This is a genomic window from Nonomuraea antri (assembly GCF_013283785.1).
Classification (GTDB): domain Bacteria; phylum Actinomycetota; class Actinomycetes; order Streptosporangiales; family Streptosporangiaceae; genus Nonomuraea; species Nonomuraea antri.
The window spans coordinates 21683-35805 of record NZ_JABCPZ010000050.1; the positions used below are offsets into that span (position 1 = coordinate 21683).

A 14123-nucleotide genomic window follows, 5' to 3' on the forward strand; every position below is an offset into this window, starting at 1 on the left:
CCATGGAGCGGTTGCGCAAGTACGGGTTCGTCATCGGATTCCTCATCGTCCCGGTGGCCTTGTATTCGGTCTTCGTGATCAGCCCGTACATCCAGGCTTTTCAGCTTTCGCTGACGAGCTGGAACGGCTACACCTCGGTAGTGAATTACGTCGGGCTGGACAACTTCGGCAAGTTGTTCGCTGATGAGGTCTTCTGGCAGGCCCTGCGAAATCACGGCATTTTGCTGCTTGTGCTGCCGCTCACGACGATCGCCATCGCGTTGTTCCTGGCCTTCCTGCTGAATCTGGGCGGGGGCTCGCGTGGCGCGGGCATGAAAGGGGTCTGGGGGTCGAAGTTCTACCGCGTGGTGTTCTTCTTCCCCCAGGTCCTCGCCGTGGCCGTGGTCGCCGTGCTGTTCCAGGCCATTTACCGGCCCGACAAGAACGGCGTCATCAACGGCGCGCTGGACAGGCTCGGCATCGAGCCCGTCGGCTGGCTGATCGAGCCCAGCCTGGCGCTCTGGGCGGTCATCGCGGTGATGGTCTGGCAGGCCGTCGGGTTCTACGTGGTGTTGTTCTCGGCGGGCATGGCCGCCATTCCGAAGGACTACTTCGAGGCCGCCATGCTCGACGGCGCCGGCCGCATGAGGTTGTTCTTCTCGATCACGCTGCCGTTGCTGCGCGACACCGTCCAGGTGGGCTGGATCTACCTGGGCATCGCCGCGTTCGACGGGTTCGCGCTGATCCAGGTGCTGGTCGGCGACAAGGGTCAGCCCGACGGGGCGACGACCATTCTGCCGATCACCATCTACAAGACGGCTTTCGACTACAACAGGGTCGGCTACGCGTCGGCGATGGGCGTGGCGCTGTTCTTCCTGACCGTGACGTTCGCCGTGCTGACACTGCGTACGACCAGGCGTGAGAGGGTTGAGCTCTGATGGCTTCGCGTGGCGCGAGCAGGCCACGGCCCAGCGTGCTCGGCGGGCTTTCCCATGTGGCACTGGCCGTCTGGGCCCTGCTGATCATCCTGCCGTTCCTGTGGACGTTCCTGGCGTCCTTCAAGAGCAACGCCGAGATCTTCGGCGACCCGCTGCAACTGCCCGGGGCGCTGCGGATCGACTCGTGGGGACGTGCCTGGGACAAGGCGCACATCGGCCAGTACATGTTCAACACCGTGATCGTGGTGTTCTTCGGCACGGCGGGCACGATGTTGTTCGGGTCGATGGCGGCCTACGTCCTGGCACGGTACAAGTTCATCGGCAGCAAGCTGATCTACTACTACTTCGTGGCGGGCCTGGCCTTCCCGGTCTTCCTGGCGCTGAGCCCGCTGTTCTTCGTGGTCAAGCAGTTCGGGCTGCTGAACACGCACCTCGGGCTGGTCATCGTGTACATCGCGTACTCGCTGCCGTTCACGGTGTTCTTCCTGGCGGCGTTCTTCCGCACCCTGCCGGAGGCCGTCGCCGAGGCCGCCAAGATCGACGGCGCGTCGCACACCAGGACGTTCTTCCAGGTGATGCTCCCGATGGCCAAGCCCGGCCTGATCAGCATCACCATCTTCAACGTCCTGGGCCAGTGGAACCAGTATCTCCTGCCGCTGGTGCTCGTCTCCGACGACGACAAGTACATGCTCACCCAGGGCATCGCCAGGATCTCCACGCTGGCCGGCTACGAGGCCGACTGGTCGGGGCTCTTCGCCGCCCTGAGCATGACCATCCTGCCGGTGCTGATCGTCTACATCATCTTCCAGCGCCAGATCCAGTCCGGGCTGAGCTCGGGGGCGCTGAAGTAACGTAGGGCCATGGACGTCGACAGCAAGCTCAAGGACCTGCCGGAATGGCGGCGTGAAGGCGACGAGATCCGCAGAACGGTCACCGCGCCCGACTTCCCGACCGCCATCCGCATCGTCGACGAGATCGCCGTCAAGGCGGAGGAGCTCAACCACCATCCGGACATCGACATCCGCTGGCGAGACCTCCACCTGGCCCTGACCACCCACGATCAGGGCGGCCTGACGGAGCTGGACTTCCGGCTGGCCGCCATGATCGACGCCATCGCCACCGAGCACGGCGCCTGACCCGGCCGCGGGCTTCTCACCGCGGCCGGGCGGGACGCGCCCCGCCGACACTGACGAATGCGCTCCGTATCCGGTCGGTCACTCGCTAGAGTGGTCAACCTCCCGGAGCCTGTGGCACCGTGCGGGCTCGCGTTCTCTTCGAGGGGTTTCCCATGCGCCTGCCCGCGGTCCTGTTCCTTCTGCTGGCCGCCGCCTGTTCCGCGGAGCCCGCCACCATGCACGAGGTGCCCGGCCACGACGCCGCACCCGGCCAGAACGCCGACCGGCCGATCAGGCTGTCCGGCGGCGGCGAGCTCGGCGCCACGACCACGTCCGCCATCGTCTACGACCGCAAGCTCGCGCCGGCGGGCGCGCAGGCCAGCGTGACCACCGAGTCGGCCGGCAAGAAGACTCGCACCTCGCTCGTCGTCGAGGGCCTGCTGCCCAACCGCCGCTACGGCGCCCACCTGCACACCCGCCCCTGCGGCGCGAAGCCCGAGGACGCCGGGCCGCACTACCGGCACGAGCCGCACCGGGCCACCGCGACCAGCGAGGTCTGGCTCGACCTCACCACCGACGAGTCCGGCGCCGGGCGCTCGGCGGCCAGGCACGACTGGCACTTCACCGCCGGCAGCCTGCCGGGCTCGCTCGTCATCCACGCCGAGCCGACCAAGTCGTCCGGCCCCGACGCGGGCGCCGCCGGGCCGCGCGTCGCCTGCGTCACCCTGCGCTGAACCGGCCGCACCCGGCGCTGAACCGGCCTCATTCGGGTCTCCGGGGGTGCGCCGGCTCCTGCCGCCCTGGGGCATAATTACAGAATTACATCGCCACGGCTGGCCGGAGGTCACGTGTGAACAGTCGTCAATGGCAGCCGCCCCGATTACGGCTGTTCGAAGACGCGCATCGGCGGGCGACCTGGCTGGAACTCCTCTACGACCTGGTCTTCGTCGTCGCCGTCGCCGAGGTGGCCGCCGTGCTGGCCGAGAAGGCCGACCTCGCGCACGTCCTGGCGTTCGCCGGGCTGTTCGTGCCCGTCTGGTGGGCCTGGGCCGGATACGTCTTCTACGCCAACCGGTTCGACACCGACGACGTCAGCCACCGGCTGCTCGCCCTGCCGCAGATGCTGGCCGTCGCCACGATGGCGGCGAGCGTGGGCAGCATCGGCGAGCGCTCCGGGCTCTTCGCCGTCGCCTACGTCGTCGCGCGCGTCCTGCTCATCGTGGCCTACCTGCGCGCCGGCCGGCACGTCGCCGCCGCCAGGCCGCTGACCGTCCGATACGCCGCCGGCTTCACGATCGCCGCGGCCATCTGGCTGGCCTCGCTGGCCGTCGAGCCGCCCCAGCGGTACGCGTTCTGGGCCGTGGCCCTGGTGATCGACCTGGTCACCCCGCTGCTCGCGCGCAAGCACCAGGGCGCGCTGCCGCCACAGAGCGAGCATCTGCCCGAGCGGTTCGGGCTGTTCGTGGTGATCGTCCTGGGCGAGGTGGTCGCGGCCGTGGTCGTCGGGCTCAAGGGCCACGACATCACCCCGGGCACGCTGCTGATCGCGCTGGCCGGGGTGGCGATCGCGATGGCGTTCTGGTGGCTCTACTTCGGGCACCTGGACGAATCGGTCGTGCTGCGTACCCAGGTGGCCGGTCAGGTCTGGGTCTACTCGCACCTGCCGCTGTCGCTCGGCCTGGTGGCCTTCGGCATCGGCATCGAGCACGCGATCACGCATCCGTCGGGGGCGAGCTGGGCGGTCGGGGTGCCGGCCGCGCTCGTGTTCGCCGTACTCGGAGTGCAGCACCTGTGCTCGCGCGCCCGCGGCGCGGCCTCGATCCGCTTCGCGGCGGCCGCGATCACGCTGGCCACCTCCGCGCTGCCGATCGCGGCGGCGCTGGCGCTGATACTCGCCTACGGCGCGGCCCAGGTGCTCCACGACCTGCGCCGCCCGGTGCCGGAAGGAACCTGATGGACCTGTTCGACCGCCAGCTCGCGGCCATCGCCGACCAGGATCTGGAGACGCTGCTCGGCCAGTATCACGAGGACGCCGTCGTCGTCAGGCTCGACCGGGTGGCCCGCGGGCCGGCCGAGATCAGGGCGTTCTTCGCCGCCTACCTCCAGGCGAAGCCGCAGGTCGACGAGATCACCGCACTCCAGCGGACCGACGACGTGATCTTCTACAACGCCCGCATGACCGTCGCGGGCAACCGGGTGAACGCGTTCGGCACCCTGGTCGTCAAGGACGGCAAGATCTGGCGGCAGACGGCCGCCGCGGTGCCCGCCGGTTGATCCCCGCCGGTTGATCCCCGCCGGCCTCAGCCTGAGGGCAGGCGGGACATCATCCGCTCCATCCCGTTGACCCAGTTGTCGCGCAGCGCCTGCGTGGCCTTGGTGAGGTCGCCGGCCAGGATCAGCTCGGCCACCCGGCAGTGCTCGGCGGCCTCGCGCTCCAGCGGCGCGTCGTCGCCCGCCAGCAGGTGCGTGTAGCGGCGCATGCCGGCCTTGACGCTGGTGATCAGGTCGAGCAGCCGCTCGTTGCGGCACCCGCTGAGCAGCAGGTCGTGCCACTCGTCGTCGTGGCGCTCGATGACCTGCTGCTCGGCCACGTTGTCGGGGAACTCGTTGGCCAGCCTGAGCAGGTCGGGGGCGACCTTGCGCAGGTGGACGGGGTCGGAGCTCTCCAGGGCCAGCGACTCGAGCGCGGCCACGATCTCGCAGAGCTCGCGGAACTCGCGCCTGCTGACCGGCGCGAACCTGAACCCGCGCCCCTGACTGCTCTCCAGCACGCCCTCGCCGGCCAGCGTGATCAGGGCCTCGCGCAGCGGCGTGCGGCTGACTCCCAGCTCGGCCGCCAGCGCCGCCTCGTTGATGTCGGTGCCTGCGGTGAAGTCGCCCCGATCGAGCTTCCTCAGCAGCTCTTCCTTGATCTGCTCGCGCAGCGGTCGCCGCTCGATCGGCATGACGCTCCTTCGCCTCAATCTGCACCCCAGTTTACCGCTTGACGTGATGCAAAATTCTGCACTATGAATTCTGAATACAAAATAGTACATGTCACAGCAAGGGAGCTGGAGTGGGTCTGACCCGAGTGCCGGGGCTGCTGTTCGGCGGCGACTACAACCCCGAGCAGTGGCCGGAGGAGGTCTGGGCCGAGGACGTGCGGCTCATGGCCGAGGCCGGGGTCAACATGGCCACCGTCGCCGTCTTCTCCTGGTCGCGGCTCGAACCCGAGCCGGGCGCGTACGACTTCGGCTGGCTCGACCGCGTGCTCGACCTGCTGCACGTGCACGGCGTGGCCGCCGACCTGGCCACCGCGACCGCGACGCCGCCCCCGTGGCTGGTGCGCGCGCACCCGGAGATGATGCCGGTCAACGCCGACGGCGTACGGCTGGAGTTCGGCTCACGCCAGGGCTACTGCCCGAGCTCGCCCGTCTACCGTGAGCACGCGACGCGCCTGGCCACGGTCATGGCCGAGCGCTACGGCGAGCACCCCGCCCTGGCCATGTGGCACATCGGCAACGAGTACGCCGACCACACGCTGGAGTGCTTCTGCCCGGAGTCGGCCGCCCACTTCAGGCGCTGGCTCCAGGCCCGTTACGGCGAGATCGGCGCGCTCAACGCCGCCTGGGGCACCTCCTGCTGGGGCCAGCACTACACCGGCTTCGCCCAGGTCGAGCCGCCGCGCACGGCCCCTGGCCCGGTCAACCCGGCCCAGCTGCTCGACTGGCGGCGCTTCTGCAGCGACGCGCTGCTGGAGCTGTTCCAGGCGGAGAAGGCCGCGCTGCGCGCCGTCACCCCGGACGTCCCGGTCACCACCAACTTCATGAGCATCCTGCACGGACTCGACTACTGGACCTGGGCCGCGGCCGAGGACCTGGTCAGCGACGACGCCTACCCCGACCCGGCCGACCCGACCTCGCACGTGGCGGTCGCGCTCAGCTACGACCTGATGCGCTCGCTCAAGCGGCGGCCCTGGCTGCTGCTCGAATCCGCGCCGTCGGCCGTCTCCTGGCGCGAGGTCAACGCCCCCAAGCCGCCCGGCGTGATGCGCCTGCACAGCCTCCAGGCGCTGGCCCACGGCTCGGACGGCGTGATGTTCTTCCAGTGGCGCCAGGCGAAGTACGGCCCGGAGAAGTTCCACTCCGCGATGCTCCCGCACGGCGGCACGCGAACCCGCGGCTGGCAGGACACCCTGCGCCTGGGCCGCGACCTGCGCAACCTGGCCGAGGTCGCGGGAGCCGACACCACCGCCCAGGTGGCGCTGGTGCTCGACTGGGAGAGCTGGTGGGGGCTCGAAGCGCCGGAGTCGATGCCGTCGAACCGGCTCAAGCTCAAGGAGCTCCTGCTCGCCTGGTACGCCCCGCTGCACGCGCGCGGCATCTCCGTCGACCTGACGCCGCCCGGCCGCGACCTGTCGCCGTACCGGGTGGTCATCGCGCCGAACCTCTACCTGTGCACCGAGGAGCAGGCCAAGGCGCTGGCGTCCTTCGACGGCGAGCTGATCGTCGGCCCGTTCAGCGGCGTGGTCACCAGGGACGACCAGATCCACGACGGCGGCGCGCCGGGACCGCTCAAGGACCTGCTCGGCGTCGCCGTGGACGAGTTCTGGCCGCTCACCGGCCCCCAGGACACCACCATGGGCCGGGCGGGCACCTGGGCCGAATGGCTCAGGCTGATCGACGCCGAGCCGATCGCCCACTACCTGGGCGGCGACCTGGACGGCCGGCCCGCGATCACCCGCAAGGGCCGCGCCACCTACGTGAGCTGCCTGCTCGACGACGTCACGCCGGTCCTGGACCTGGTGCTCGACGGCGTGGACCGCGTCGACGTGCCTATGGGCGTGGAGGCCGTGCGGCGCGGCGGCTTCCTCTTCCTGCTCAACCACACCACCGCACCCCAGCCGGTCACGCTGCCCAGCGGCGGCACCGACCTGCTCACCGGAACCCCCATGCGCGGCGAGATCGCGTTGCCCGCACGCGACGCCGTCGTGCTCAGGATCGAAGGAGAACAGTGACACACCCGTACATCCCGAACGCCGAACCCGGCGTACGGGCCGAGATGCTCGCCGCGCTCGGCGTGTCGAGTGTCGAGGAGTTCTACGCCGACATCCCCGCGGACCTGCGCCTCGACCGGCCGCTCGACCTGCCCGCGCCGTTCACGGCCGAGCGGGACCTGGTGCGCCACATGAGGTCCCTGTTCGCCAGGACCACCGACACCGAGGAGGCGCTCAGCTTCCTGGGCCACGGCTGCTACCCGCATCACGTGCCCGCGGTGTGCGACGAGGTGAACTCCAGGAGCGAGTTCCTCACGGCGTACGCGGGCGAGCCGTACGAGGACCACGGCCGCTTCCAGGCCCTGTTCGAGTACGTCAGCATGATGGGCGAACTGCTCGAGATGGACGTGGTCAACGTCCCGACCTACGACGGCTTCCAGGCCGCCGGCACCGCCCTGCGCATGGCCTGCCGGTACACCAAGCGGTCGAAGGTGCTGGTCAGCGGGGCCGTCGGCGCCGACAAGCTGAGCAAGCTGCGTGACTTCCTGGCCCCCGACATCACCGTCGAGCTCGCCCCGGTCGCCGGCGACGGCGAGATGGGCGAGGTGACCATCGATGACACCTACGCGGCGATCTTCCTGGAGACCCCGAACGTCTACGGCGTCGTCGAGACCCGGGGCAAGGAGCTGGCCGACCTGGCGCACGCCAACGGCGCGCTGCTGGTCGTCAGCACCGACCCGATCTCGCTGGGCGTGCTGGCCCCGCCGGCCGCGTACGGCGCCGACATCGTCTGCGGCGACATCCAGTCGCTCGGCATCCACCAGAACTACGGCGGCGGCCAGGCCGGCTACATCGCCACCCAGGACCACGAGCCGCTGGTGGCCGAGTTCCCCTCGCGGCTGTTCGGCATCGCGCCCACCAAGGTCCCCGGCGAGTACGGCTTCGGCGACGTCTTCTACGACCGCACCTCGTTCGCGCTGCGCGAGGAGGGCAAGGAATGGGTCGGCACCGCGGCCGCCCTGTGGGGCATCACGGCCGGCGTCTACCTGGCGCTCATGGGCCCGCAGGGCATGGCCGAGCTGGGTGAGACCATCCTGGCCCGCACCCGCTACGCCATGGACGCGCTGGCCCCCTGGACCCTGCACGCGGACACGGTCCACTTCCGCGAGTTCGCCGTCGAGGTGCCGTCCAGCCACGCCCTGCTCGACGCGCTGCGCGAGCGCGGCATCTACGGCGGCGTCGCGCTCGACGATCGCACGCTCCTGGTCTGCGTGACCGAGCGCCACACCATCGACGACATCGACCGGCTCGCTGCGGCCGTGAAGGAGGTTCTGAACGGATGAGCGGGCACGCGGAGTCCTTCGCCGAGCTGCCGGTGGCGCCCAAGCCGCCACTGCGCCGCTTCCACCAGGCCAGGTGGGACGAACCGATCATCTTCGAGCTGTCCAGGGAGGGCCGGCGCGGACTGGCCGTGCCCGAGCCGGGCGCGCCGCGCGTGGAGCTGCCGGAGTCGGTGCGCCGGGAGCGCGCGCCGAAGCTGCCCGAGATGTCGCAGCTGCACGTCCTGCGCCACTACCTGCGCCTGTCGCAGGAGAACCTGGGCGTCGACCTGAACATCGACGTCGGCCAGGGCACCTGCACGATGAAGTACAGCCCCAAGGTCAACGACCAGTTCGCCAACGCGATCGCCGAGCTGCACCCGCTGCAGCACGAGGACACCGTGCAGGGCGTGCTGGAGATCTACTGGCGTCTTGAGCGGATGCTGGCCGAGATCTCCGGCATGTCGCGCGTGTCGCTGCAGCCGGGCTCCGGCTCGGCCGCCATCTACGCCAACATCGCGATGATCCGCGCCTACCACGCGGCCAACGGCGAGAGCCACCGCGACCAGGTCATCACCACGATGTTCTCGCACCCGTCGAACGCGGCCTGCGCCAAGACGGCCGGCTACGAGGTCATCACGCTGATGCCGGACGCCGACGGCTACCCGGACATCGAGGCCCTGCGCGCCGCCATCGGCCCGCGCACCGCCGCCCTGATGATCACCAACCCGGAGGACACCGGCATCTACAACTCCCGCATCAAGGAGTTCGTCGACCTGGTGCACTCGGTCGGCGGCCTGGCCTGCTACGACCAGGCCAACGCCAACGGCATCCTGGGCATCACCAGGGCCCGCGACGCCGGGTTCGACCTGTGCCACTTCAACCTGCACAAGACGTTCTCCACGCCGCACGCCTGCGGCGGCCCGGCGGCCGGCGCCTGCGGCGTCTCGCCCGCGCTGGAGCCGTTCCTGCCGGGTCCTGTGGTGTCGTTCGACGGGTCGGCGTACGGGCTGGAGACCCCGGAGAAGACGGTCGGCAAGATCAGGCCGTTCCTCGGCGTGACGCCGAACATCGTCAGGGCGTACGCGTGGATCATGGCGCTCGGCGCCGAGGGCCTGCGCGAGGTCGCCGAGACCGCGGTGCTGAACAACAACTACCTGATGCACAAGATCCTGCAAATTCCGGGCGCGTCCGCGCCGTGGGACCAGCGCAGGATCGAGCAGGTCCGCTACTCCTGGCAGGAGTTGTCGGAGGAGACCGGGGTGCACTCGGAGGAGATCGGCGTCCGGGCCGCGGACTTCGGCGTCCACTACTGGACCAGCCACCACCCGTACCTGGTGCCCGAGCCGTTCACGCTGGAGCCGACCGAGTCATACTCGCGCGAGGACCTCGACGAGTACGCGGCCATCCTGGCGCACGTCGCGGATGAGGCCAGGCGCGACCCCGAGTTCGTCAAGGGCGCGCCGTACAACCAGACCGTCCACAAGATCGACATGACCCCGCTGGACGACCCCAAGCAGTGGGCGCCCACCTGGCGCGCCTACGTGCGCAAGCACCTGAGCGCGAGGGACTGACCCATGGGAACGAGCTCTGTCGGGCTGATCGTGAACCCGGTCGCCGGGCTCGGCGGCGCGGCCGGGCTCAAGGGCAGCGACGGCGCGGACGTCCAGCGCGAGGCCCTGGCCAGAGGGGCCACGCCGCGGGCGGCCGAGCGGGCGGCGCGCGCCATGCGCACCCTGCTGGCCCGCCGGCCGGACGTCCGGGTCGTCACGGTCGCCGGCGCGATGGGCGAGCACAGCGCCGGAGTCCCCGCCGAGCTGGTGAGCGTGGCCGCGCAGGGGGAGACCTCGGCGGCCGACACGCGGGCCGCGGTCGCCGCGCTGGCCGGCGTGGACCTGCTGCTGTTCGCCGGCGGCGACGGCACGGCCAGGGACGTGCTCGACGCCGTGCGGCCGCTCGGCGACCAGGCGCCGCCGGTGCTCGGCATCCCGGCCGGGGTGAAGGTCTACTCCGGCTGCTTCGCGCTCAGCCCGGCCGCCGCCGGGTTCCTGGCCGCGGACTTCCTGGCCGCGCCGGGGCCGCTGACCGAGGCCGAGGTCGTCGACCTCGACGAGGAACGCTACCGGCACGGCCTGGTCAGCCCGCGCCTGTACGGCACGCTCCGGGTGCCCGCCGCCCGGGCGGCGCTGGCCGGGCGCAAGGTCGGCTCGTCCAGCGCGGCCCCGGCCACCGCCGAGGGCATCGCCCGCGAGGTCGTGGCCAGGATGCGGCCGGGCGTGCGTTACGTGCTCGGCCCCGGCGCGACCACGCTGGCGGTCGGCAGGGAGCTCGGGCTCGCCACCACGCTGCTCGGCGTGGACGTCGTCGAGTCCGGCGACCGCGGCCTGGGCACGCTGACGGCGGCCGACGTCGGCGAGTCCGACCTGCTCGCGCTGGTGCGCGAGCGGGAGACGGTCGTGGTGCTGTCGGTGATCGGCGGGCAGGGCTTCGTGCTCGGCCGGGGCAACCAGCAGGTCTCGCCCCGGGTGCTCGACGCCGTGCTGAACGCCGGCGGCGCGGGGGAGCGGCTGGTGGTGCTGGCCACCCAGCAGAAGCTGGCCGCGCTGGGCGGACGGGCGTTGCTGGCCGACAGCGGCGACGACGAACTGGACCAGAAGGTGAGCGGACACGTCCAGGTGATCACTGGATACCGCGAAAGCACGATTTACCGCATCGAGGCGGCAGGTAAGGAGTTCCACGGATGAACACGCTCGAGGGCAAGGTCGCGATCGTCACCGGGGGTGCCTCGGGCATCGGCCGCGCCACGGCGCTGCTGTTCGCCAAGGAGGGCGCCAAGGTCGTCGTCGCCGACATCGACGGCGCCGGCGCCGAGCGGACGGTCAAGGAGATCGCCGCGCTGCCCGAGGCGGCCGGCGCGGCGGTGGCCGTCCAGGGCGACGTCTCGGCGGCGGACGACTGCCGCAGGATCGTGGAGACCGCCACCGGCACGTTCGGCGGCCTGCACGTGCTGTTCAACAACGCCGGGATCATCCGCCGCACCACCGCGCTCGACCTCGACGTGGACGAATGGGACCGGGTCATGGCGGTCAACGTGCGCTCGGTGTTCCTCATGTGCAAGTACGCCATCCCGGCCATGACCGACGGCGGCTCGATCGTCAACACCGGCTCCGGCTGGGGGCTCAAGGGCGGCGGCAACGCCATCTCCTACTGCGCCTCCAAGGCGGCCGTGGTGAACATGGCCCGCGCCCTGGCCATCGACCACGCCAAGGCCGGCATCCGGGTCAACTCCGTCAACCCCGGCGACACCGACACCCCGATGCTGCGTGACGAGGCCAGGCAGCTCAACGAGGACTGGGCCGCGTTCGAGGCCGACGCCGCCGACCGGCCGATGGGCCGCTCGGGCAGCCCGGACGAGATCGCCCAGGCCGTGCTCTTCCTGGCGGGCGACGCCGCCAGCTACATCACCGGATCCGCTCTCGTCGTCGACGGCGGCGGGCTCGCCTAACTCCCTTTTCACCCCCCGGAAACACCCCCAAGGAGCCGAACATGAAGCGTGCACTGGCCGTTCTGGGCCTGCTCGCCGTCGCGTCCACCGCCTGCAGCGGCGGTGGCGGCGCCCCCGGCGTCCCCGATTCGGGCGACGCCGCGGGCCCGGTCACCATCCGCTGGTCCACCTGGGGCTCGGCGGAGGACGTGAAGCTCTTCGAAGGCTTCACCAAGGACTTCGAGAAGCGCTACCCGAACATCAAGCTCAAGATGGAGACGGTGGCCAAGTACGAGGACTACCACCCCAAGCTCCTCACCCAGCTCACCAGCAAGACGGCGCCCGACGTGTTCTTCGTGGGCGACGACAACATCGGCAAGTTCGTCCAGGCCGGCGTGGTCAGCCCGCTCAACGACCAGCTCGCCACCGCCGAGTCCAAGAGCAAGCCGGAAGACTTCTTCGAAGGCGTGTACGGCGGCGCGAAGAAGGACGGCAAGATCTACGGCGTCCCGAACGACGTCAACCCCGAGGTCCTCTGGTTCGACAAGCAGGCGCTCAAGGACGCCGGCATCACCGAGGACCCGGCCGCGCTGCACGAGGCCAAGCAGTGGACGATGGCCAAGTACCTGGAGATGAACACCAAGCTCAAGGCGGCGGGCAAGGGCGGTTCCATCTTCTGGAACTGGTACGGCTCCACGTACTCGGTGATCAACGGCTTCGGCGGCAAGATCTGGGACGGCGGCAAGTACGTCGCCACCACCGACCCCAAGTCGCGCCAGGCCCTGGAGACGCTGGCCAAGGGCTATGCGGACAAGACGTTCCTGAGCGCCGACATCCTGCCCGCGAGCAACGGCGCCAACACCCAGTTCCTCAAGCACAAGGTCGGCTTCTTCGCCGGCGGCCGGTGGATGATCCCGATCATCGACAAGGGCGGCGAGCGGGAGAACTACGACATCGTCCCGTTCCCGTCGGAGACCGGCGAGCCGATGCCGGGCGCGGTGGCCGCCTCGTACCTGTCGATCAACAAGGACACGAAGGCGCCCAAGGAGGCGTTCGCGTTCCTCAGCGAGTTCGTCAGCAAGGAGGGGCAGGCGATCAGGCTCAAGGGCGGCAGCGCGGTGCCGTCCATCAAGGGCGCCGAGCAGATCGTGCTGGCCGAGAACTACCCGGCGCACGCCCAGACGTTCCTCGACGTGCGTGACACCGGCTTCGCCAACTACGCCGACGAGGTCAGCGTGCCCGGCCTGACCGCCGACATCAACGAGCACCTGATGAAGGTCTGGCAGGGCAAGGTCGGCTTCGACGAGGGCATGACCCAGCTCCAGCAGCTCGTCGAGAGCGCGAAGAGCTAGCCGTGGCCGCCCTCACCGAGGCCGGGGCCCCCAAGGCCGCCGCCGCCCGCCGCCCGGCGGGCGGCGGCGCCGGGCCCCGATGGCGCGACAGGGACGGCTGGTGGGCGGCGTTCTTCCTGGCGCCGCAGGTCCTCGCCCTGACGCTGTTCCTGATCGGCCCGCTGATCTTCGCGATCGTGCTGGCCTTCATGAAGTGGGACGGGCTCGGCGAGAAGGAATGGGTCGGCTTCGACAACTTCGCCGCCCAGCTCACCGACCCCGAGTTCGGCCTGGCCGTGTGGAACACGATCAAGCTCATGGTGCTGACCGTGCCCATCGGCCTGAGCCTGGCGATCCTGATCGCGGTGGGGCTGAACAGCGTCAAGGGCAGCGCGTTCTACCGCATCCTGTACTTCATGCCGGTCGTCACCAGCTCGGTGGCCATCGCGGTGATCTGGCAGGTCATCCTGGCCAGCGACGAGAACGGCGTGCTGAACAACACGCTGCGCGACTGGTTCGGCGTCCAGGGCCCCGACTGGCTGCTCGACACCGGCTGGGTGATCGTGGCCATCGCGGTGGTGACGATCTGGTCGTCGCTCGGGCTCAACGTGGTGATCTTCCTGGCCGGGCTGCAGACCATCCCGCCCCAGGTGGTCGAGGCGGCCAGGATCGACGGCGCCGGCGGGTTCCGCATCTTCCGCTCGGTCACGCTGCCGCTGCTGTCGCCGACCATCTTCTTCTCCACCGTGGTGGCGGTGATCAGCTCGCTGCAGGCGTTCGACCTGATCTACGTGCTCGTCGACCCGGGTGACAACGAGGGCGCGCAGACCATCGTCTACCGCGTCTGGGACCTGGGATTCGGCGAGTTCGAGTTCGGCATGAGCAGCGCGGCCGCCCTCCTCCTGCTGGTGCTCACGCTGGTCGTGACGCTGGTCCAGTTCGCCGCGCAGAAGCGCTTCGTCCACTACGACTCGTGAAGGAC

14 protein-coding genes are annotated in these 14123 nt (G+C 70.0%); 13 read left to right on the forward strand and 1 reads right to left on the reverse strand.

Translation table 11 applies throughout. The features are described 5' to 3' along the window. Nucleotides 1-2 precede the first annotated feature (2 nt). The 6 genes from HII36_RS18675 (at nt 3) to HII36_RS18700 (ending at nt 4306) form a co-directional block, all read left to right on the forward strand. The gene (locus HII36_RS18675) at nt 3-917 is read left to right on the forward strand and encodes a carbohydrate ABC transporter permease (protein WP_173524490.1); all 915 of its coding nucleotides are present in this window, start codon (nt 3-5) and stop codon (nt 915-917) included. Further along, nucleotides 917-1768 carry a carbohydrate ABC transporter permease gene (locus HII36_RS18680; protein ID WP_173524491.1) on the forward strand — a complete coding sequence of 284 codons (852 nt, stop codon included), beginning with the start codon at nt 917-919 and terminating at the stop codon, nt 1766-1768. Before HII36_RS18675 ends, HII36_RS18680 begins: the two co-directional genes overlap by 1 nt. 9 nt (nt 1769-1777) lie before the next feature. Beyond that, nucleotides 1778-2053 (forward strand): 4a-hydroxytetrahydrobiopterin dehydratase, encoded by a 276-nt coding sequence (locus tag HII36_RS18685; RefSeq protein ID WP_173524492.1) that lies wholly within the window; start codon nt 1778-1780, stop codon nt 2051-2053. A gap of 152 nt (nt 2054-2205) precedes the next feature. Further along, nucleotides 2206-2766 carry a superoxide dismutase family protein gene (locus tag HII36_RS18690; protein ID WP_173524493.1) on the forward strand — a complete coding sequence of 187 codons (561 nt, stop codon included), beginning with the start codon at nt 2206-2208 and terminating at the stop codon, nt 2764-2766. A 116-nt stretch (nt 2767-2882) separates the two neighbouring features. Further along, nucleotides 2883-3986 carry a low temperature requirement protein A gene (locus tag HII36_RS18695; RefSeq protein WP_173524494.1) on the forward strand — a complete coding sequence of 368 codons (1104 nt, stop codon included), beginning with the start codon at nt 2883-2885 and terminating at the stop codon, nt 3984-3986. Continuing rightward, a complete protein-coding gene (locus HII36_RS18700) occupies nt 3986-4306 on the forward strand; it encodes a nuclear transport factor 2 family protein (RefSeq protein ID WP_173524495.1) in 321 nt (106 codons plus the stop codon). The genes HII36_RS18695 and HII36_RS18700 overlap by 1 nt, the downstream gene beginning before the upstream one ends. Before the next feature lie 26 nt (nt 4307-4332). Here the strand turns inward: HII36_RS18700 and HII36_RS18705 are convergent, their stop codons facing one another. Beyond that, nucleotides 4333-4977, reverse strand: coding sequence for a GntR family transcriptional regulator (locus tag HII36_RS18705; protein ID WP_173524496.1), 645 nt, complete (start codon nt 4975-4977; stop codon nt 4333-4335). Nucleotides 4978-5087: 110 nt separating this feature from the next. On the opposite strand from HII36_RS18705, the gene HII36_RS18710 reads away from it, so the two are divergent. From HII36_RS18710 to HII36_RS56650, 7 genes are read left to right on the forward strand one after another with little or no spacing between them, the layout of a single operon-like run. Beyond that, nucleotides 5088-7028, forward strand: a complete 1941-nt coding sequence (locus HII36_RS18710; protein WP_328807780.1) for a beta-galactosidase — start codon at nt 5088-5090, stop codon at nt 7026-7028. Next, nucleotides 7025-8350, forward strand: coding sequence for an aminomethyl-transferring glycine dehydrogenase subunit GcvPA (gene gcvPA, locus HII36_RS18715; RefSeq protein ID WP_173524497.1), 1326 nt, complete (start codon nt 7025-7027; stop codon nt 8348-8350). Before HII36_RS18710 ends, gcvPA begins: the two co-directional genes overlap by 4 nt. Next, complete coding sequence (gene gcvPB / locus HII36_RS18720; RefSeq protein WP_173524498.1) at nt 8347-9900, forward strand: aminomethyl-transferring glycine dehydrogenase subunit GcvPB; 1554 nt, start codon at nt 8347-8349, stop codon at nt 9898-9900. Before gcvPA ends, gcvPB begins: the two co-directional genes overlap by 4 nt. Nucleotides 9901-9903: 3 nt before the next feature. After that, nucleotides 9904-11070 carry an ATP-NAD kinase family protein gene (locus HII36_RS18725; protein WP_173524499.1) on the forward strand — a complete coding sequence of 389 codons (1167 nt, stop codon included), beginning with the start codon at nt 9904-9906 and terminating at the stop codon, nt 11068-11070. Then, a complete protein-coding gene (locus HII36_RS18730; RefSeq protein ID WP_173524500.1) occupies nt 11067-11831 on the forward strand; it encodes an SDR family NAD(P)-dependent oxidoreductase in 765 nt (254 codons plus the stop codon). The genes HII36_RS18725 and HII36_RS18730 overlap by 4 nt, the downstream gene beginning before the upstream one ends. A gap of 41 nt (nt 11832-11872) precedes the next feature. Then, nucleotides 11873-13162: an ABC transporter substrate-binding protein gene (locus HII36_RS18735; protein ID WP_173524501.1), complete on the forward strand. Its 1290-nt coding sequence runs from the start codon at nt 11873-11875 to the stop codon at nt 13160-13162. A 2-nt stretch (nt 13163-13164) separates the two neighbouring features. After that, nucleotides 13165-14118: a carbohydrate ABC transporter permease gene (locus tag HII36_RS56650; RefSeq protein ID WP_173524502.1), complete on the forward strand. Its 954-nt coding sequence runs from the start codon at nt 13165-13167 to the stop codon at nt 14116-14118. Nucleotides 14119-14123 lie beyond the last annotated feature (5 nt).

Bases quoted from the DNA above. Each gene is read 5' to 3' on its own strand.
- HII36_RS18675 (WP_173524490.1), top strand. From the start codon at position 3: ATGGAGCGGTTGCGCAAGTACGGGTTCGTCATCGGATTCCTCATCGTC.
- HII36_RS18680 (WP_173524491.1), top strand. From the start codon at position 917: ATGGCTTCGCGTGGCGCGAGCAGGCCACGGCCCAGCGTGCTCGGCGGG.
- HII36_RS18685 (WP_173524492.1), top strand. From the start codon at position 1,778: ATGGACGTCGACAGCAAGCTCAAGGACCTGCCGGAATGGCGGCGTGAA.
- HII36_RS18690 (WP_173524493.1), top strand. From the start codon at position 2,206: ATGCGCCTGCCCGCGGTCCTGTTCCTTCTGCTGGCCGCCGCCTGTTCC.
- HII36_RS18700 (WP_173524495.1), top strand. From the start codon at position 3,986: ATGGACCTGTTCGACCGCCAGCTCGCGGCCATCGCCGACCAGGATCTG.
- HII36_RS18705 (WP_173524496.1), bottom strand. From the start codon at position 4,977: ATGCCGATCGAGCGGCGACCGCTGCGCGAGCAGATCAAGGAAGAGCTG.
- gcvPB (WP_173524498.1), top strand. From the start codon at position 8,347: ATGAGCGGGCACGCGGAGTCCTTCGCCGAGCTGCCGGTGGCGCCCAAG.
- HII36_RS18725 (WP_173524499.1), top strand. From the start codon at position 9,904: ATGGGAACGAGCTCTGTCGGGCTGATCGTGAACCCGGTCGCCGGGCTC.
- HII36_RS18730 (WP_173524500.1), top strand. From the start codon at position 11,067: ATGAACACGCTCGAGGGCAAGGTCGCGATCGTCACCGGGGGTGCCTCG.
- HII36_RS18735 (WP_173524501.1), top strand. From the start codon at position 11,873: ATGAAGCGTGCACTGGCCGTTCTGGGCCTGCTCGCCGTCGCGTCCACC.